The sequence below is a fragment of the Arthrobacter sp. NPDC056493 genome (assembly GCF_042795115.1).
In the GTDB taxonomy this organism is placed as follows: Bacteria; Actinomycetota; Actinomycetes; order Actinomycetales; family Micrococcaceae; genus Arthrobacter.
Window position 1 is genome coordinate 103,637 of record NZ_JBHTSL010000002.1, and the last position, 19,664, is coordinate 123,300.

A 19,664-nucleotide genomic window follows, 5' to 3' on the forward strand; every position below is an offset into this window, starting at 1 on the left:
TTCCCTGAGGGGGCAGGTGCGGGCGGGGTCCTCGAGGCCCGGAAAGTGCCCCGCCCGCCCAAGACGCGACGCCGCAAAGGCCTGAGTGAACGCAACCGTCCCCTATGGATGCTGATCCCTGGCGGGCTGCTGATGACGATCATCATCGTCATCCCGCTGCTGCTGGGCATCTACATGTCCCTGTTGAACCTGGACCAGTACACGCTCCGCAGATGGGTCAGCTCACCGTTCATCGGTGTGGAGAATTTCGTGGAGGCACTGACTGCCTCTCCGCTGCTGCACTCGGTATGGCTCAGCGTCAGCTATTCCCTAGTTGCCATGATCGTCACGGTCCCGATGGGCATTGCCGCCGCCGTGGCGACCCAAAACGCCTTCAAGGGCCGGGCTCTTGTCCGTTCCATCTTCCTGATCCCGTACGTGCTGCCCGGTTTTGTCGTGGCGACGGTGTGGCGGACCATGTTCCAGCCCAACGGCGTGGTGAACTCCGTGCTGGGGTCCGTCGGCATCGATGGTGGGCTGTGGTTGAACGGGCCGCAGACATACTGGACGCTGATCCTGGTCCAGATTTGGGCCTCCTGGCCGTTCATCTATCTGCTGGCACTGTCCGGTCTGCAGTCGGTTGACCATGAAGTCCACGAGGCTTCTGCACTTGACGGCGCCTTGTGGTGGAACAAGCTGCGCTATGTGGTTTTCCCTTACCTGAAGGGGCCGCTGTCCCTCGCGTTCCTGATCGGCATGCTGCACCACATCAACAACTTCACGCTGCCCTTCGTGCTGTTCGGTGTTCCGGCGCCGGCCGACGTCGAAGTCCTGCCCATCCTGACCTATGTCACAAGCTTCCAAAGCTTCAGGTTCGGGCTGAGCGCGGCGATGGCATTCGTCTCCCTCGTGCTGATCGCAATCCCGTTGTTCGTTTACCTGCGCGCCGTCAAACTGGACGACGCCGAGACCGGAGGCAAGAAGTGAGCACCACAGCCACCAACGTCCGCCGCAGCGCGGACACAGGGTTCCGCCCCGGTTCCAAACGCCAGCACGAGGTGACTCGGCTGCTGCCCGGCCCGCTCCTGGCAGTGATCCTGGGAACCCTGTGTGCCGTCGTGCTGATCCCGGTCCTCTACATTTTCCTGGCATCGGTGAACTCGGACATCGGCGTGGCCAAGGGTGAGTTCCTGCCCTCCAGCTTCTCCCTGGAGAACTACACCAAGATCTGGTCCAGTGTCGGCCTGGCCAAGGGCCTGTGGAACAGCGTCCTTGTTGCCGGGTCAACGGCCATCGTTTCGGCGCTGATGTCGATTTCCACCGCGTACGTCCTGGTCCGGTACCAGTTCCTCGGCCGGTTGACCATCCTCCGGGGCCTGCTGGCGCTGCAGTCCGTGCCCGGAACGCTCATGGTCCTGCCGGTGTTCGTGCTGTTTTCCTCGGCGGCGAGCTACCTCGGCATTCAGGTCATCGGCACGCAGTGGGGTCTGTTCATCACCTACCTGACGTTCGCACTGCCATTCTCCACCTGGGTCATGGTCACCTACCTGCGTGGCCTGCCGCGTGAACTCGAAGAGGCAGCCCGGATCGACGGGGCCAGCAACCTGGGCGTGCTGGTAAAGATCATCCTGCCGCTGAGCTGGCCCGGTGTTGTCGTTTCGGGGATCTTCGCGTTCCTGCTGGGCTGGAACGACGTCCTCTTCGCTTCGGTGATGACACGTCCGGACAGCCAGACGGCCGCCGTCGCGCTGCAGATCTTCGGTGCCTCACAGGAAGGCGGCGCGATCCCCGTCTACGGCCAGATGATGGCGGCCTCGCTTGTCTGCGCGGCACCCGTTGTCATTCTTTATCTCATTTTCCAGCGGTACCTAGTGGGCGGCCTGACCGCCGGAGGAGTCAAATAGCAATGACCATTGCACCAAACGTTGAGTGGGCACTGTCCGGTTTCGGGGACGAGATCGACGATGACCCCGTAATCCAGATCGCCGTCCTGCAGGCGCTGGGAGCCAACCACATCGAAGTCCGCAGCGCCTGGGGCACCAACATTGTGGACCTCGACCATGAACAGCTGGCACGGCTGAAGGCACTCCTGGACAACGCGGGCATGAAGGTCTCGGCCATCGCCTCACCCATCGGCAAGGTCGATGTGACCCTGCCCGTGGAGCACGAAGTGGAGCGGCTGCGGCGTGCAGCCAACGCCGCACAGGTACTCGATGCCCGCTACATCCGGATCTTCTCCTTCTTCTACGGCGAGGGCGTAGCCGTCGAGAGCATCCGCGACGCCGTCATCGAACGCATGCGGGCGCTGGCCGCGGTCGCTGAAGAGAACGGTGTTGTCCTCCTCCATGAAAACGAAAAAGACATCTTCGGTGACATCCCGGAGCGTGTCCTGGACATCATGGAAACCGTCGCGTCTCCCGCGCTGAAGGTCGCCTGGGATGCCGCCAACTTCGTCCAGGTGGGCGTCAAGCCCTTCGACGAGGGGTACGCCAAACTGCGCCCGCACCTGGAGTACCTCCAGGTGAAGGATGCACGCTCCAGCGACGGCGTCGTCGTTCCGTCCGGCGAAGGCGACGGCGACCTGCTCCGCACGGTAGAGGCCCTCAAGGCCGACGGCTACACCGGCTTCGCCAGCCTCGAGCCGCACCTGACCGGCGCCCACGGACTGGGCGGATACTCCGGACCGACGGCCTTCGGCCTGGCAGCCCGCGCCTTTGCCAAAGTCGTCACCGCAGCAGGAGTGGACACCAAGTGAGCACGGCAGCCGCCCCAAAGACCCTGAACGTAGTCATTGCCGGTTGCGGCGTCATCGGCCGCACTCATGCCAATGCCGTCCACGCGATCCCGGAACTGCACGTAACGGCCCTCGTGGATGAGATCGCAGAGGCAGCAGAATCACTGGCCCAATCGATCCAGGACAGCGGCTCGGCCCGCCCTGCCACCTTCGGCACCCTCGCAGAAGCGTTCACCGGCAGCGACATCGACATGGTCATCATCGCAACCCCCAGCGGGCTCCACATCCAGCAGGCGCTGGAAGTGCTCGATGCCGGCAAGCACGTCGTGATCGAAAAGCCCCTGGACGTCTCCACGGACCGTGCCAGCGAGATCCTCGCCGCCGCGCAGGCGGCCGAAGCGAAGGGCCTTGTGGCGAGTGTCATCAGCCAGCACCGCTTCGACCCGGCCAGCATCGCCGTTGACGAAGCCCGGCGCGAGGGTCGTTTCGGGCGCCTGACGTCCGCCATCGCGTCCGTGAGCTGGTGGCGCAGCCAAAGCTATTATGACTCCGGCGCCTGGCGCGGCACCTGGGCCATGGACGGCGGCGGCGCCGTCATGAACCAGGGCGTCCACACCGTGGACCTGCTGCTGTGGTTCCTGGGACGGCCCGTCGAAATCAGCGCCAGGACTGCCCTGCTGGCCCATGAAAACGTCGAAGTCGAAGACACTGCAGTGGCGACACTGACCTTCGAGTCCGGGGCGCTTGCCGTCCTGCACGCCACTACCGCGGCGTATCCCGGACTGACGGTCCGGCTCCAGGTGATGGGAAGCAAAGGCTCGGCGGTCATCGACAACGACCATCTGGAGTATTTCCACGCCGCCGACGCCGCACCCGCGGCCGAGGGCGGGACCATGGGACTGCTAGGCGGCGGCAACCAGGCCGCTGACGAACTGGCGAAATTCCCCGGCCAGACGGAGGAGGAAACACTCGATCCAACCGTCTACCCGGCAGGTCACATCCGCCAATACCAGGACATCGTCGACGCGATCCACACCGGCAGGCCGGCCGGCGTCGGCATCCGCGATGCCGTCACCGCGTTGGCTACAGTGCGCGCACTCTATGTCTCCGCCACCCTGAGCAAGCCTGTGCTGATCGACGACGTCCTTGCCGGTAAGTACGACAATGTGGAGGTCCGGACCGGTAGCAGCCACCTGACCGACGTTCCGGCATGAAATTCTCCGTCTTCACAGCGTCGACGCCGGAATGGTCCCCGGCGGAGGCAGCGGCACACCTGGGGGAGCAGGGCTGGGACGGTATCGAATGGCGCATCACGGACCAGGCGGACGCATCAGTTCCCGGTTTTTGGGCAGGAAACCGCGCCACCTGGCCGATGACCGGCCTCGAGGAATCCCTGCCGAACATTGCCCGGATCACCGAAGGCGCCGGCCTGAAGTACTCGGGGCTCGGCGGCTACGCGCGCTGTGACAACCACGACGACGTCGAGCGGGTGCTCGCTGCGACTGCAGCATTGGGTGCCCGGCAGGTACGGGTCAATGTCCTGCCGCTGGGGAACTCCACCATGGGCGTATCCACGCCGACCGGTTTGCCCTATCCGGAACTGTTCGATGCAACCCGCGAACACTACGAGTGGGTGGCCGCCCGGGCAGCGCACCACGGCGTCAAAGCCCTCGTGGAACTTCACCACGGGACGGTCACGGCCTCGGCGTCGTCAGCACGCCGGTTGCTCGAGGGACTGAACCCGGAGCACGTCGGCGTCATCCATGACCTGGGCAACCTGGTCATTGAGGGCTGGGAATCGCCGCTGCCGGCACTGCAGTTGCTGGGACCCTATCTGGCGCACGTTCACGTGAAGAACGCCCGATGGGTCCGCCGCAACGAGCCGGACAGGGCCGGCGGGGCAGTGTGGGACTCCGAATGGGCGCCTCTCTCAGAAGGGCAAGGCAACCTGCTGGCCTATTTTGAAGCCCTTGCCGAGATCGGGTACGACGACTGGGTCACGGTCGAGGACTTCTCCACCGATCTGCCCCTCGCCGAACGCACCAGCGCGAATCTGGCGTACTTGCGCCTGACGGCCGCACTGGCCGGGATCCCGCACAAAACGGACACGGCACGCCTCTAGCGACAGATGTTGTCGGACGTGCCTTTAGACACGTCCGACAACACCGCAGAATTGGGAAATGAGAACATGGTGAAAAGTTCCAGTGCGGCCGGCGCCAAGGTCACGATTTACGACATCGCGAAACTGGCGGGCGTCAATGCCTCCACGGTGTCCCGTGCCCTGGGAAACCCGGGCCGGGTCAGCGATAAAACGCGGAAACTCGTCGAGCATGCCGCCGCGGAGCTCAACTTCAGCATCAATCCGTTGGCCCGGGCGCTGCCCACCGGCCGTACAGGCATGGTCGGACTCATCGTCGCAGACATCACCAACCCCGGTTACTTCGACATCATCCGCGGCGCCCAGTCGGCAGCAGCCGCACTCGGCCTGACACTGGTGCTGGCCGAATCGTCCGAGTCGGGCTCCACGGAGGTGGTCGTCGCCCGGCGCATGCAGTCATCAACCGATGCCATCATTCTTGCAACCCCCCGCATGTCCGATCCGGAAATCCGCGCACTCAGCGGAACCAAGCCAGTCGCGGTCATCAACCGGTGCGTCGACGGCGTCGATTCCGTGGTCCCGGACGTGCAGCCCGGCATCGGCGAGGCTGTCCGCCATCTGGCATCCAACGGCCACCAGAAGATCGCCTTCCTGTCCGGATCCGCACAGTCCTGGATGTCCGCCCGCCGCTGGGACAGCTTCCGTTCGGCCTGTGACTGGACAGGCCGGGAGGCACAGCTCATCGCCACCACGGCGCCCACCGCCGAAGGAGGACGACTCGCGGCCCGGGACGTGATCGCCTCCGGCGCCACCGCCGCCCTGTGCTACAACGACCTGCTGGCCATCGGCCTCATGCAGGAACTGCAGGCTGCAAAGGTGAACCTACCCGATGAGTTCAGCGTGGTCGGCTTCGACAACATCTTCGGCTCGGACTTCACCACACCGGCACTGACGACCATCGCGTCCCCGTTCAAGGACTGCGGCGCGGCGGCCCTGGGCCTGCTCCTGGCGGCGCTTCCCGGGGCCGGGCTGGGCCCGGCCCCGGTGAGGACAGTGGGACCCATGGACCTGAGGACCACGCTGGTGGTCCGTGGATCCAGCGGCCGGCTCCTAACTCCAGCCATATAGATCGAAGCTTTTTACCAACCGGTTCGGCAGCCTCTGGCAACCTGCCACCAATCGGTCAACGACCCGTTGCCAGAGAATTGAACACTGACCCCATGTCACAGTCGATTGCCGCCAACCCAGACCGGCTCCTGCCCGCGGACCCGGGAACGCGCAGTATTGCGCGTGACCTCCTGCAGCGCGTCCAGGACCTGCCCATCATTTCCCCGCACGGGCACGTTGACGCCGCCGTCATCGAGCAGAACACGCCGTTTCCGGATCCGGCAGCGTTGCTGGTCAGCCCGGACCATTACGTCACCCGCCTGATCCATGCCAGCGGAGTCCCGCTGGACCGGCTGCGCTATTCCGAGGCGTCCCAGCCGGACTCCCGCACCGTCTGGCGCGAGTTCTGCCAGGCCTGGCCATTGTTCGAGGGCACCGCCTCCGGCTACTGGCTCCGCACCCAGTTCAGCAGCGTCTTCGGCCTGGAACAGGACATCAGCGCCGAGACTGCGGATGCCAGCTATGACGCGATTTCCGCCAGGCTGCTGGAACCCGGCTTCCGCCCGCGCCAGCTCTTCAAGGACTTCAACATCGAGGTGCTGGCCACCACGGACGATCCCCTCGATGACCTGGCCAGCCATAAGGCCATCGCCGGGGACCCGGGTTTCAGCGGACGCGTCCTGCCCACCTTCCGCCCGGATGCCTACCTGAACATCGCGCACCCCACCTGGTCCGCGAACGTTGACCGGCTGATCGCGGCAGCGGGCGACGGCGCCACCGGCTATGCCGGTTACCTCACCGCCCTGGAGAACCGGCGTCGTTATTTCGTGGACCACGGCGCAGTCTCGGCCGACCACGGTGTCCGGACCCCGGCCACGCTGAAGCTCGACGACGCCGACGCCGCACGGCTGTTTGACCGCGCCCGTTCCGGCGAGGCCACCGCGCAGGACCGCGACGCGTTCGAAGCCCACATGATGTACCAGATGGCGCGGATGTCCGTGGCGGACGGGCTGGTCATGACCATCCACCCGGGCTCGTACCGCAACCACCACGAGCCCACCTTCAACACGTACGGCGCCGACACAGGCCACGACATCCCGTTCGCCGTCAACTACACCGAGGCGATCCGCCCGCTGCTGCAGGACTTCGGCACCGCCAAGGACTTCCACCTGGTGCTCTTCACCCTGGACGAGACCGTGTTCTCCCGCGAACTCGCGCCGCTGGCCGGCTTCTATCCGTCCGTCTACCTCGGCGCCCCGTGGTGGTTCCTGGACGCCCCGGACGCCATGCTGCGCTTCCGTTCCGCCGTCACCGAGACCGCCGGGTTCTCCCGCTCGTCCGGGTTCATCGACGACACCCGCGCCTTCTGCTCCATCCCCGCCCGCCACGACGCCTCCCGCCGCATCGAGGCCTCCTTCCTGGCCCGGCTCGTTGCCGAGCACCGCGTCAGCGAGGAACGCGCCCACGAACTGATCGTCGACCTCGTCGACTCATCCCCGCGCCGGGTCTTCAAACTCTAGAAAGGAATACCCGTGATAAGCACCGCCACCGACCTGCCCGTCCTGGCCCGTCAGAACATGCCGGCTCCGCCCGTGCGCATCGTGCACCTCGGACTCGGAGCCTTCCACCGGTCCCACCAGGCCTGGTATACGCACCGGGCCAGCGACGCCGCAGACTGGGGCATCGCCGCGTTCACCGGCCGCCGCCCCGACGCTGCCGTCGCCCTGGCACCCCAGAACGGACTCTTTACGCTGATCGAACGCTCCGCGGACGGGGACCACTTCGAAGTAGTCGGCTCCATCGCCGAGGCAGTCGACGGCGCCGACACGGCGCGGCTTAACGAACTGCTGGCGACGCCCAGCACCGCGATCGTTACCCTCACCGTGACGGAGAAGGTGTACGACGACGACGGACCGGACACCCCTCTCGGCCGTCTCGTGGGCGGTCTGGCCGCCCGGCGCGACGCAGGAGCGGGCCCGATCGCCGTCGTCAGTTGTGACAACGTTGCGGGCAACGGCAATGTCGCCCGGACCGCGGTGACCCGCATCGCCGAGGAACAGGACAACGACCTCGCGGTCTGGGTGCGGGACAACGTCAGCTTCGTGGGCACCTCCGTGGACCGCATCACTCCGCGGACCACACCGGAGGACATTGCCCTGGTCGCTGCAAGCTGCGGCTACCAGGACGCGGCCCCGGTTGTCGCCGAACCTTTCGCAAGCTGGATCCTCTCGGGAGACTTTCCCGCTGGCCGTCCTGCCTGGGAGGACAGCGGAGCGCTGTTTGTGCAGGACATCGAGCCATTCGAGAACCGAAAATTATGGCTGCTCAACGGCGCTCACTCGATGCTCGCCTACGCCGGCCAACTGCGCGCCCACTCGACCGTGGCCGAAGCCCTCGCCGACACGGTGTGCCGGCAGGCAATGGAGGAGTTCTGGGATGAGGCCGCCCGGCATCTGACGCTCCCGGAGCTGGACGTTCCTGACTACCGTGCCGCGTTGCTCGAGCGCTTCACGAACCCGCGGATCGCGCACTTCCTCTCCCAGATCGCCCAGGACGGTTCGACCAAGCTGCGTATGCGGGCTGTCCCTGTGCTGCTGGCGGAGCGAGCCGAAGGCCGTTCCGGGCTCGGAGCCGCCCGGATGATCGCTGCCTGGATCGACTACCTCCGCAGCGGGGCCGAGTTCCACGATCCGCTCGAAGAAGACATCAAGGCGGCACTCGCTCTCACCGGCCGCGAGCAGACGGCGGCCCTACTGGGTCTTGTGGACCCGGGGCTCGCGGAGGACTCCGTCGCCCTCGCCGTGGACAGCCTCCTTGGCGGAATCAGCGACTCCTGACCGAGGCAAATCATTTCACAGTGACACGGAAAAGGCTTCCGTGCCGCCCAAGACCAAGAGCCGCGGCGTCACAGCCGCCAGCAGAGAAAAGGATCAATCATGAAAATCGTTGCCGCGGAAGTCTTCGTGACCAGCCCGTCCCGCAACTTCGTGACCCTCCGGATCACCACGGAGGACGGTGTGACCGGCATCGGCGACGCGACCCTGAACGGCCGCGAACTCGCCGTGGCCGCCTACCTGAAAGAGCACGTCGCGCAGCTGCTGATCGGGAAGGACCCGCACCGGATCGAGGACACCTGGCAGTTCCTGTACCGGTCCTCGTACTGGCGCCGCGGCCCGGTCACGATGGCAGCGATTGCCGCCGTGGACATGGCGCTGTGGGACATCAAGGGCAAGCTGGCCGGCATGCCGGTATACCAGCTCCTGGGCGGGGCGTCCCGCAACGGGCTGCGTGCCTACGGCCACGCCTCCGGCTCGGACATCCCCTCGCTGTTTGATTCGGTCCGCGAGCACCTGGAACTCGGTTACAAGTCGGTCCGGATCCAGACCGCCGTCCCCGGCATCAAGGCTGTCTACGGTGTGGCCGCGCAGGCCCAGGCCTCGGGGGAGCGCTACGACTACGAACCCGCCGGCCGCGGCGCGTTCCCGGTGGAGGAGGACTGGGACACCCGGGCCTACCTGCGCCACCTGCCCACCGTGTTCGAAGCGGTCCGGAACGAGTTCGGCCCCGAGCTGCCGCTGCTGCACGACGGCCACCACCGGATGACTCCGATCCAGGCCGCCAAGCTGGGCAAGGCGCTGGAACCCTATGACCTGTTCTGGCTGGAGGACTGCACCCCGGCCGAGAACCAGGAGGCGCTCCGCCTGGTCCGCCAGCACACCACCACCCCGCTGGCCATCGGCGAGATCTTCAACACCGTGTATGACTACCAGACCATCATCAAGGAACAGCTGATCGACTACGTCCGGGCCGCCTCCACCCACTTCGGCGGGATCTCGCCGCTGAAGAAGGTCATGGACTTCGCCGCCCAGTACCAGATCAAGTCCGGCTTCCACGGCCCCACCGACATCTCCCCGGTCGGTTTCGCCGCGCAGCTGCACGTGGGCCTGGCCATCCACAACTACGGCATCCAGGAATACATGCAGCACTCGGACAAGACCAACGAGGTCTTCGAGCAGTCCATGACGTTCACCGACGGGTACCTGCACCCGGGCGAGAAGCCCGGCATCGGCGTCAAATTCAACGAAGAAGCCGCCGCCGCGTACCCGTACCAGCAGGCCTACCTGCCCTACAACCGCCTCGTCGACGGCACCGTCCATGACTGGTGAGCCGATCGCCGCAGGCCACGCCCGCCACCACATTGTGGTGATGGGCGTGGCAGGCTGCGGCAAGAGCACCGTAGGCGCGGCCCTGGCCGAGAGCATCGGAGCAGAATTCCTCCCTTCGCAAATTTAGACCGCCTTTATTGTCGGTAGCTGAAGGTAGGCTGGCAGCGAAAACTTCCTATTAGAAAGGTGGAGAGCTTGGAGCCTGTCCATGCCGATCTTGTCCCCATCGCCTTAGACCGAGCAGACGGCGGCTCTTTCGAGCGCTTCGTCAACAGTTTTTACCCGGCGATTGTCGGAGGGAATTTCGTCCCTCTTGGAGGCTTCAAGGATGGCGGGGCGGACGCCTATGAGACTCCGATCCATGAGGATGTCAGCTCCGCTGAGCGTTATTATCAGGCGAGCATAGAAGCCGATGTTGAAGGAAAAATACGGCGGACAGTTGCCAGGTTGATCGAGTTTGGACGCAGTCCAAAGAGCCTCGTCTACTTGTCTCCGAGAGAGGTCCGGTACGTCGACCGAGTAGAGCGCCAGCTCACGGACGAGCTAGACGTTACCATCACGATCCGTGATGGCAATTACATTCAGTCCCATGTGAACGACGGCCCGCAGACAATTGCCGCTTTCGACGGTCAGCTGAGACACCACACCGATTTCTTGAAGGGGGTTGGGAAATCTACAATTGTCCCGGTTTCGAAGCACGTCAAGTCGCCCGCAGTTTATGTTTTTCTAGCACAAGAACTACACAGGCAGGATGGTGACTTCCAGCTAGTTAATGCCATGACGGACGCCCTAATTCTATGGGCTTTGGAGGACACAGACCCGGACAGGGGAGTGTTAAGAACCAGCAACGAGGTTTTAAAACGGATCGGGGCGCAACTCCCAGGAGTGCTGCCTCTAGTCGAGCGCCGCTTGTCAAAGCGTCTCACTAGCCTCTCCTCAAAGCATTATCCAGGCGGCCGGGCTATCCGCGCCCATCAGAAGGACGGGCTCTACTGCCTACCGTTTGAAACACGCAAACGAATAGAAGACGAAAGTGCCTCAGATGAGGCACTTAGGGTTCAATTCATGCGAAGCCTCGAAGCCCGCATTGCAGTTGCGCCGAAGCAAGGGCTGGGGCCGGCCGGAGCGCGCGACGCCGCTAAGGTAGCAAATCGCGCCATCCAGCTTTCCTTTGAAACACAAGGGCTCGAGTTCGCTAGCTTTGTAAGCAGGACAGAGGGCGATGCGCGCTCCTTTCCCACCATAACGGAAGCCATCCGAACGGCACTCGTGGAACTGGGCCTTACTGGCAAGAGGGGTGCGCTCATCGGCGAGGCCGCTCTTGGAGCGTTGCGCGGGGTCCTCTACGAGTCGCATGAAAACGAACGCCAGTACCTTCACAAGCTGTCTCTTACCTACTCGCTCCTTTTCACCTTGAATGCCGAACCTAGGCTTGTTGAATATTTCCAGAACCTGGCTGGCGATTTCTACCTATACGTCGGCAGCGATATTCTAATTCGATCCCTCAGTGAGTACTTTCTTCCTGATGCAGATCAGATGACTCGAAATACGCTACGCATGGCCGCGCAGCACGGCGCCAAGCTGGTTCTCACAAGACCTGTACTCGAAGAAATAGCTCATCACCTTCGCGGCTGCGACTGGGATTATAGGAGTCAAATAGCGCAGGTGCAGGATCATCTGCCGTACGAAATCATTCGCGACGTGCCTAGAATCCTCTTGCGTGCTTATCTATACGCCCATATCAATCAAGAGTTGGGAATGCGCCGACCTCGTAGCTGGCAGGGGTACGTACAGCAATTTTGTGACCATGTGGACCTGCATTCGGACGCTGTCTACGACGATCTCCGCAAGTACCTCTGCAGCGCATTCAACATGGTTTACCGATCTACGGAGGACTTGGCGGAACACTACGACAACGATGAGGTGCAACGAGTTGCATCTGCCCTCGCCCCCTACAAGAGAAATGAAGACCTAGCCTGGAACGACGCCATATTGGCTTCTGCCGTATACGGTCGTCGGGTCCAACGCAAGGAAACCCACGCCTCAACCGAGTTTGGGCTAAGTACCTGGTGGCTTACAGGCGAGACGTCCATACTGCGCCACACAAAGGATCTTGTCGCCAAACATGGTTCGAGATATGTGATGCGACCTGACTTCTTGTTGAACTTCTTGACCCTGGCTCCAGGTGCCGCGGACGTACGCACCACATACAGGAACGTATTTCCGAGCCTGCTAGGCGTATCACTAGGCAGACGCATGGAGGCTGGCGCGTTCGATGAAGTGATGAAGCAGGTCGCAGAGGCAGAACAGCTCGATGATGCCCGCCGATCGGCAAGAATTGCCAAAGTGGTGGACCAGCTTAAAAGTCATTCCACCAAGCAGTTCTTAGTTGGCGCCGACCGCGAGAGCGCGCTGGATGTATCAGCGGCACGAAAGTATGGCGACGTGAGCGACATCGGCGATGCGGGGCCATTCGAAGCGAAGCAGGCCTAACAGGACGTCCGCACTAAAGGGGATGGCCGGTGATGTTGCATCGGATGCGATAATCACTGTTCTACTTGACGTAACGGCGGTTATCGGCGTTTCCGGGATCTCAGTTGGTGCGAGAATCCCGCATATCCGGTCTCAGTCAGTTAACCTGGCAACCTACTGGTTGAGGCCGTTTTTTCATTGAGTTGGCAACGCCGAGATCACCGAAACTAGTAACTACAAGGCAATCCGGCCTGTTCTCAACGCGGGATGCCTACGGAATTGCCAAGTTAAGTGAGACGACTCTGACCGGATCAATCTCACTTATGTTGACAAAACCCCATGTCGGCGTTGCCAACAAAACTGAGAACGTCCACCGCACCTGATTGCGAGCCCGTCGAGCGCGAGCACTATTCCAAAAAAGCAGTGGCTTCGCGCTTCCGTGATCATGGCCAGTTAGGCCTCACTTGTGGCCCGGCGCCCGTGGGCGCGTGTTTTTTGTAGGGAAGGCAGCATGCTTTCAGGCGGAGCTGGCACGATAGCTTCATGAATTCCGGAAAACCCCTGCCTCGACGCTTCCTACTCCTGGGTACGGCTGCCACAACGGCGGGCGGCGCGCTGGCGCTGTCCTCCTGCTCCGTCTCGCCCGCGGGCAGCACCACCGTCCCGACGGCTTCCGGCGCTTCAGCACCGCCCGGCCGCCCCTTCCGGATCGGCAAGCTCAGCGAGATCAACGTGGGCGACACTGCCACCGGTAAAGCCAACGGAAGGACCGTCGTTGTGTTCAGAGCTGAAGACCGCAAGGTCGTGGCCTATGACGCAACATGCACGCACGCCGGCTGCACGGTTGCGCCTGCCGGGACCACCTTCGAGTGCCCCTGTCACGGCTCCACCTTCACCGGGTCGGACGGCAGCGTCATCACCGGGCCGGCCCGCCGCCCTCTCACGCCTCTTACCGCCGCCATCGACGGGGACTGGATCACGGTCGTCGCCTGATAATTTGAACCCCAAATCGCACGCGGCTCGTCACCGTGACTGGCGTCAGCTCTATGGGGCTCCAAGCCCAGATGCGCCTGAGGGCACGTTGCAGGAGTAGAAGTGGCTGCCGAACTCCCGCGCGTGGAGTCGTTCGGCAAACCTCGACGCTGCTCCCGCGCAGAAAGCCAGAGCCATAATTCCTCTGCGACGACGGGAAGTCCGCCTTTGGAGGTGCTGGAGGTTCCCTCCAGCTTGGCGAGTAGCGACATCTCTTCGGCCCGTGCGCGGCCCGACAGCGCACGGATCAAACCGTCCTTATTGCCAAACAGAAACAGCAGCACGCGGGGGCTCGAGCCGACCTCAGCCGCCAAGGGACGCAGCGAGAAGTCTGTCCGCCCGTGCTTGAGCACATACGCTTACGCAAGCTCGAGCAGCTCTTCACGCCGCGGTCCAGGAACGCTCCGAGCGAAGCTTTGGCGCTGATCTGGTCAGCCAGACATACGAAGCCGACTTGTAGGGAGCAATACCTCGTCTACCGGCGCAACGTGCGGCGGCCGCTAAGCCCGCCCAACCAAAAGCGTTGCTCCGGACCGCTTCTAACCAAGAACGGCTTAACCAGGAACGACGGCGACACCCCGGACTTGCCGGTGTGTCGCCGTCGTCCCCAACCGCCCCCTAACCTCGCAAGCTGCTCGGCCGGAACCCTGCGGTCGTGGCCCCAGTCAAAGAGGGTCGGGACGGAGGCGGGGCGTCAGCCGCGGAGGCGCTCCATGCCGGGGTCGAACAGCGGCTCGGCGCTGACCGTGGCGGGGATGCGGCGGCCGAAGTACCCGATCTCCACGGCGTCGCCCTCGGAAACCGCGGCAGGCAGCCAGACGTAGGCGATCGGCTTGCCGATCGAGTAGCCGTACGCAGCGCTGGTGACGTAGCCCGACGCCACGCCGTCCACGTACACAGGTTCCTTGCCCAGCACGATGGAGGTGCCGTCGTCGACCGTCAGGCAGCGCAGCACGATGTCCGCGGGCTGTTCCTTGAGCACAGTCAGGGCCTCCGCCCCCACGTAGCCTTCCTTGTCCTTCGCCACCGAGAAGCCGAGGCCGGACTGGTAGGGGTGGTGCTCGGTGTTCATGTCCGTGCCCCAGAGGCGGTAGCCCTTCTCCAGGCGGAGGCTGTTGAACGCGCCGCGGCCTGCGGCGATGATGCCGTGTTCCTGTCCGGCCTCGAACAGCAGGTCCCACAGCTTGAGGCCGTATTCGGCGGTGGTGTAGAGCTCCCAGCCGAGTTCGCCGACGTAGGACAGACGCATGGCCGTGACAGGGATGCCGCCGATGGAAATTTCCTTGGTGCGGAAGTACTTCAGGCCGTCGTTGGTGAGGTCGTCGCTGCTGACCTTGCCGATGACTTCGCGGGCCAGCGGGCCCCACAGGCCGATGCAGCAGGTGCTGCCCGTGATGTCGGTGACGTGCACCCACTTGGTCGGATCGGCGGCGGACTGCTTACGGGCCTCAACGCGCAGGTAGTCGAAGTCAACATTGCTGTTCACGCCGAGCTGGAAGTCTTCCTCCCCGAGCCGGGCCACGGTCACGTCACTGCGGATGCCGCCGTCGTGCTCCAGCAGCAGGCAGTAGGTGACCGCGCCGGGCTTCTTGGCGATGTTACCGGTGCTCAGCCGGTGCAGCAGCGCCTGGGCGCCCGGGCCGTTGACGGCCAGCCGCTTCAGCGGCGTCATGTCGTAAAGCGCGACGGCGGTACGCGTCTTCCACGCTTCGGCCGCCGAAATGGGGGAGGAGAACATGGCCGCCCAGGGTTCGCGCTCCGGCGTCTGCCATTCCGCCGGCAGTTCCTCCAGCAGGGGGCGGTTGGCCTCGAACCAGTGCGGGCGCTCCCACGCGGCCGACTCCAGGAAGAAGGCGCCGAGTTCCTTCTGCCGGACGTTGAACGGGCTGACGCGCAGGTCCCGCGGGGATTCCTTGGGCTGCAGCGGGTGCAGGACGTCGTAGATCTCCACGAAGTTCTGCTGGGAGGTCTCGCTGACGTACTCGTCAGACGTCTGCACCTTCTCGAAGCGGGTGAGCTCGGTGCCGTGCAGGTCGGTACGGGAACGGCCCTCGATGAGCAGCTCGGCCACGGCCTTGGCCACGCCTGAGGAGTGCGTCACCCACACGGCCTCCGCAACGAAGAAGCCGGAGAGGTCCGGGGCTTCGCCGATCAGCGGGCCGCCGTCGGGGGTGAAGGAGAAGATGCCGTTGAAGCCGTCCTCGATGGCGGCGCTGCGCAGTGCCGGCAGCAGGTCCTGGCAGTCCTCCCACGCGGGCGCGAAGTCCTCCAGGGTGAAGTCCAGCCGGGACGGCATCCGGTGGTCGGACATTTCCTCCGCGCCGATCCGGGGCAGCTGCTCCATGTCCACCGGCATGGGCCGGTGGGCGTAGCTGCCGATGCCGATCCGGTCGCCGTGCTCGCGGAAGTACAGGTCGCGGTCCTGGTAGCGCAGGATGGGCAGGTGGGCGCCGTTGGGCAGTTCGTTGAGGCCGCGCTGCTCCTGGAGCGGCGTGGTCTTGACGTACTGGTGAGCCAGCGGCAGCAGCGGCACCTCGAGGCCGATCATCTTGCCGAGCTCACGGCCCCAGAAGCCTGCGCAGGACACCACGATGTCGGCAGGGATCACGCCGGAGGACGTCTCGACGCCGGTGACCTTGCCGCCCCACTGGCTGATGCCGGTGACGGTGGTGGAGCCGAGGAAGGTCACGCCGCGCCCGCGGGAGCGCTCGATCAGCAGCTGCACGGCACGGGCAGCCAGGGCCAGGCCGTCGGTGGGGATGTGCAGGCCGCCCAGAACCTCACGGCCGCCGGTGAGCTGGCCGGTGTTCAACAGCGGGTAGATTTTTTCGCATTCATCGGCGTCGACGATCCGGCTTTCGACGCCCCAGGAGGTCATCACACCCATTTTGCGCCGGAGGTCGGCCAGGCGCTCTGGAGTGGTTGCCAGCTCCAGGCCCCCCACCTGGTTGAAGCAGGACTGGCCGTCCTTGCTCAGGGAGAGCAGCTTGTTGACCGTGTACGTGGCGAATTCCGTCATGGTCTTGGACGCGTTGTTCTGGAACACCAGGCCGGGGGCGTGCGAGGTGGAGCCGCCGGCCAGTTCCAGCGGGCCCTGTTCGACGACGGTGATGTTCTTCCAGCCGCGGCTGGCCAGCTCGTCCGCGAGGTTGGTGCCGACGATGCCGGCGCCGATGATGACGACGCGTGGTGATGCGCTCATGGTGTGTGGTTCTCCTGGTTCGCGTTAGCGGAAAATTAGCGGAATACGACGGTGCGGGTCTTGTTGAGCAGGACGCGGTGCTGGCAGTGCCACTTCACCGCGCGGGAGAGCGCCTGGGTCTCCGCGTCCCGGCCCACTGTCACCAGAGCGTCCGGGTCGAGGGCGTGGTCCACCCGGAAGACTTCCTGCTCGATGATGGGACCTTCATCGAGGTCGCCGGTGACGTAGTGGGCCGTGGCGCCGACCATCTTCACTCCGCGGTCGTAGGCCTGGTGGTACGGCTTCGCGCCCTTGAACCCGGGCAGGAACGAGTGGTGGATGTTGATGGCGCGTCCGCGCAGCTTCGTGCACAGATCGTCGGACAGCACCTGCATGTAGCGCGCCAGCACCACAAGGTCTGCATCGTATTCGGCCACCAGCTCCAGCAGGCGGGCCTCGGCCTCCGGCTTGTTGCCGGCCGTCACCGGAACGTGGATGAAGGGCAGCCCGGCCGCTTCGGCCATGGGCCGCAGGTCCTCGTGGTTGGAAACCACGACGGCGATCTCCGCACCCAGGCTGCCGGCCCGCCACCGGAAGATGAGGTCGTTCAGGCAGTGGCCGAACTTCGACACCATGACCAGCAAACGCTGCGGGCGGCCGTCGTGGATGCTGAAGTCCATATCGAACTCGCCGGCGACGGGGGCGAACTCGGTGGTGAGGCTTTCGGCCGTCTGCTGGCTGACGTCGCCGGCGGCGCCGCTCAGCGTGAAGGCGGTGCGCAGGTAGAGCTTGCCGCTGACGTGGTCGTCGAACTGCTGGTGCTCCACGATGTCGAAACCGCGGTCAGCCAGGAACGTGGTGATGGCACGGACGATGCCCGGCCGTTCCGGGCACGCCAGGGTGAGGACAAATTCAGCGGTACGGGTCTTGGCACTGGCACCGGCTGCGGGCGCGCCTTCAAGGACTGTGGACAAGATTTTCTCCAATGGGGTTTGCGGCAGCGGGGTAGCGGCAGGGCTGTTCGGCTTAGACGTGGCCGTTCACGGTGAGCCCGGGGGGCAGGTTGGGCGCCTCATCCGACTCGATGACCATGATGTCGCCGTCGACAACAGTCACTTCATGCGTACGGACCGGCAGCTTGGCCGGCGGTGCGTCGACCTTGCCGGTCCGGAGGTTGAACTTGGACGCGTGCAGCGGGCACTCGACCTCGCAGCCCTCCACCCAGCCGTCGGTCAGCGAGGCGTCCTGGTGGGTGCAGGTGTCGTCAATGGCGAAGAGCTCGCCGTCCTCGGTGTGAAAGACGGCGATGGGCGGGGCAGTGTTCAGACGCAGGGCTTCCCCTGGTGCCAGTTCGCTGAGCGGGCATGCCTTGTGCATGGGGGGCCTCTTTTCTTGTAGGGAAGGTATATGGATACTGCTGGCGGCCATTTGTTCCGTATAGTTCAACAGCCGTCGTAATATGCAACAGAGTGCTTCCCGTCACAGTGTTTTGTCAAGGGCTAAGGGTTCCGATTACGCGACCTCTCTTTAATGAGTCCCCAACCCCTTGACAGTCACCGTGGCATGGATCACGCTGTTGCATATAGCGATTGTTGTTGCGCTAATAGCAATAGAAAGAGGGTGAAGAAATGCAGACACTTGCGATCGTGGGAGCCTCGCTGGCCGGACTTTCCGCCGCGCGGGCAGCCCGCGCCCAAGGCTTCACCGGACGCCTCGTCATCATCGGCGATGAAGAGCACCGTCCGTATGACAGGCCGCCGCTGTCCAAAGACTTCCTGCTGGGATCCATTACGGCCGAGGACCTGTCCCTGGAGACCGAAACTGACGACCTCGACGCCGAATGGCTGTTGGGTACACGTGCCCTGTCCCTGGATGCGTCCTCGAAAATCATCGGCCTGGCCAATGGCGAAGTTGTCCGGGCGGACGGCATCGTCATCGCCACCGGTGCACGGGCCCGGCAGCTGCCGGCCCTGGCCGGCCTGAGCAATGTCTTCTCCCTGCGCACCCTCGCGGATGCGCAAAGCCTGGCGCCGGAACTGGTGCCGGGAAGCAAAATGGCGGTCATCGGAGCAGGCTTCGTCGGCGCCGAGGTTGCCTCTTCCGCCGCCTCGCGCGGTATGGACGTAACCTTGGTCGACACCAAGCCCGTGCCGTTCGCCGCCCAGCTGGGCATGGAAATGGGCTCCGTGGTGGCCAGCCTGCACACCGCCAAGGGCGTCAAGCTCATCTCCTCGGCCGTCATCGAGGACTTCTACGCCGGTGAAGGAAACGTGACCGGGCTCCGGCTGGCCGACGGAACGTTCGTGGCTGCGGACGTCGTGGTGGTGGGCATCGGAGCCGAAGCCAACGTTGAATGGCTCGCCGGTTCGGGCGTTGAGGTCGACGGCGGTGTGCTGTGCGATGCGATGGGCCGGACCAACGTTCCGGGCATCGTGGCGGTGGGGGACTGCGCGGCCTGGTTTGATGCTGCTGTCGACAGGCACCGCCGGGTGGAGCACTGGACGGGTGCCCTGGAGCGGGCGGCGCTGGCGGTGCAGGCACTGCTCGATGACGACGCCCCGGCGCAGCCGCTGAAGCCGCCGTATTTCTGGTCGGACCAGCACGGGGTGAAAATCCAGTTCGCCGGCCACTCAGCCGGCTACGACCGCCTCGACGTCGAAGCGGACGACGCTGCCGAGCACAGTCTGCTGGCCGTGTACTACCGGCAGGACGTTCCCGTCGCCGTGTTGGGCATGAACCAGCCACGGCTGTTCACCAAGTGGCGCAGGAGCCTGGCGACGTCGGCGCCCAAGCCGGCAGCCGCCGTCGTGCCCTCAGTTTTGACGCCGGCGGGCGAACCCGCCCTTGCCGGTGCCGCCGCGGGGCTTTAGCCCCAACTCTTCTTGTCATTCGTGT

16 protein-coding genes are annotated in these 19,664 nt (G+C 64.3%); 13 read left to right on the forward strand and 3 right to left on the reverse strand.

The genetic code is table 11. From position 1 onward, the window contains the following. Positions 1 to 45: 45 nt before the first annotated feature. The 12 genes from ACFQ50_RS01390 to ACFQ50_RS01445 all read left to right on the forward strand — a co-directional run bounded on the left by ACFQ50_RS01390 (position 46) and on the right by ACFQ50_RS01445 (position 13,549). The gene (locus ACFQ50_RS01390) at positions 46 to 966 is read left to right on the forward strand and encodes a carbohydrate ABC transporter permease (RefSeq protein WP_377993791.1); all 921 of its coding nucleotides are present in this window, start codon (positions 46 to 48) and stop codon (positions 964 to 966) included. Then, positions 963 to 1,883 (forward strand): carbohydrate ABC transporter permease, encoded by a 921-nt coding sequence (locus ACFQ50_RS01395; protein ID WP_377993735.1) that lies wholly within the window; start codon positions 963 to 965, stop codon positions 1,881 to 1,883. The genes ACFQ50_RS01390 and ACFQ50_RS01395 overlap by 4 nt, the downstream gene beginning before the upstream one ends. Positions 1,884 to 1,885: 2 nt before the next feature. Next, positions 1,886 to 2,734 carry a sugar phosphate isomerase/epimerase family protein gene (locus tag ACFQ50_RS01400; protein ID WP_377993736.1) on the forward strand — a complete coding sequence of 283 codons (849 nt, stop codon included), beginning with the start codon at positions 1,886 to 1,888 and terminating at the stop codon, positions 2,732 to 2,734. Continuing rightward, on the forward strand, positions 2,731 to 3,927 hold the full coding sequence (locus tag ACFQ50_RS01405; RefSeq protein WP_377993737.1) for a Gfo/Idh/MocA family protein: 1,197 nt from the start codon (positions 2,731 to 2,733) through the stop codon (positions 3,925 to 3,927). Before ACFQ50_RS01400 ends, ACFQ50_RS01405 begins: the two co-directional genes overlap by 4 nt. After that, complete coding sequence (locus tag ACFQ50_RS01410) at positions 3,924 to 4,835, forward strand: sugar phosphate isomerase/epimerase family protein (protein ID WP_377993738.1); 912 nt, start codon at positions 3,924 to 3,926, stop codon at positions 4,833 to 4,835. The genes ACFQ50_RS01405 and ACFQ50_RS01410 overlap by 4 nt, the downstream gene beginning before the upstream one ends. A 66-nt stretch (positions 4,836 to 4,901) precedes the next feature. Further along, positions 4,902 to 5,939 (forward strand): LacI family DNA-binding transcriptional regulator, encoded by a 1,038-nt coding sequence (locus ACFQ50_RS01415; RefSeq protein ID WP_377993739.1) that lies wholly within the window; start codon positions 4,902 to 4,904, stop codon positions 5,937 to 5,939. A 92-nt stretch (positions 5,940 to 6,031) separates the two neighbouring features. Continuing rightward, entirely contained in the window at positions 6,032 to 7,438 is a 1,407-nt protein-coding gene (gene uxaC, locus ACFQ50_RS01420; RefSeq protein WP_377993740.1) for a glucuronate isomerase, read from the forward strand. A gap of 57 nt (positions 7,439 to 7,495) precedes the next feature. Continuing rightward, positions 7,496 to 8,755, forward strand: a complete 1,260-nt coding sequence (locus tag ACFQ50_RS01425) for a mannitol dehydrogenase family protein (protein WP_377993792.1) — start codon at positions 7,496 to 7,498, stop codon at positions 8,753 to 8,755. A 99-nt stretch (positions 8,756 to 8,854) separates the two neighbouring features. Next, the gene (gene manD, locus ACFQ50_RS01430; protein WP_377993741.1) at positions 8,855 to 10,084 is read left to right on the forward strand and encodes a D-mannonate dehydratase ManD; all 1,230 of its coding nucleotides are present in this window, start codon (positions 8,855 to 8,857) and stop codon (positions 10,082 to 10,084) included. After that, positions 10,074 to 10,211: a hypothetical protein gene (locus ACFQ50_RS01435; protein WP_377993742.1), complete on the forward strand. Its 138-nt coding sequence runs from the start codon at positions 10,074 to 10,076 to the stop codon at positions 10,209 to 10,211. Before manD ends, ACFQ50_RS01435 begins: the two co-directional genes overlap by 11 nt. Positions 10,212 to 10,279: 68 nt before the next feature. After that, complete coding sequence (locus tag ACFQ50_RS01440; RefSeq protein WP_377993743.1) at positions 10,280 to 12,577, forward strand: hypothetical protein; 2,298 nt, start codon at positions 10,280 to 10,282, stop codon at positions 12,575 to 12,577. Between the two features lie 522 nt (positions 12,578 to 13,099). Then, positions 13,100 to 13,549, forward strand: coding sequence for a Rieske (2Fe-2S) protein (locus tag ACFQ50_RS01445; RefSeq protein WP_377993744.1), 450 nt, complete (start codon positions 13,100 to 13,102; stop codon positions 13,547 to 13,549). A gap of 733 nt (positions 13,550 to 14,282) precedes the next feature. Here ACFQ50_RS01445 and ACFQ50_RS01450 read toward each other — a convergent pair. The 3 genes from ACFQ50_RS01450 to ACFQ50_RS01460 are packed head-to-tail and all read right to left on the reverse strand — an operon-like array spanning position 14,283 to position 18,146. After that, a complete protein-coding gene (locus tag ACFQ50_RS01450) occupies positions 14,283 to 16,790 on the reverse strand; it encodes an FAD-dependent oxidoreductase (protein WP_377993745.1) in 2,508 nt (835 codons plus the stop codon). Positions 16,791 to 16,825: 35 nt separating this feature from the next. Then, the gene (gene purU / locus ACFQ50_RS01455; protein WP_377993746.1) at positions 16,826 to 17,743 is read right to left on the reverse strand and encodes a formyltetrahydrofolate deformylase; all 918 of its coding nucleotides are present in this window, start codon (positions 17,741 to 17,743) and stop codon (positions 16,826 to 16,828) included. A gap of 52 nt (positions 17,744 to 17,795) precedes the next feature. After that, positions 17,796 to 18,146 (reverse strand): bifunctional 3-phenylpropionate/cinnamic acid dioxygenase ferredoxin subunit, encoded by a 351-nt coding sequence (locus tag ACFQ50_RS01460; protein ID WP_377993747.1) that lies wholly within the window; start codon positions 18,144 to 18,146, stop codon positions 17,796 to 17,798. Positions 18,147 to 18,397: 251 nt separating this feature from the next. Between ACFQ50_RS01460 and ACFQ50_RS01465 the strand changes: the two genes are divergently transcribed. Then, complete coding sequence (locus ACFQ50_RS01465) at positions 18,398 to 19,639, forward strand: NAD(P)/FAD-dependent oxidoreductase (RefSeq protein ID WP_377993748.1); 1,242 nt, start codon at positions 18,398 to 18,400, stop codon at positions 19,637 to 19,639. The last annotated feature ends 25 nt before the right edge of the window (positions 19,640 to 19,664 follow it).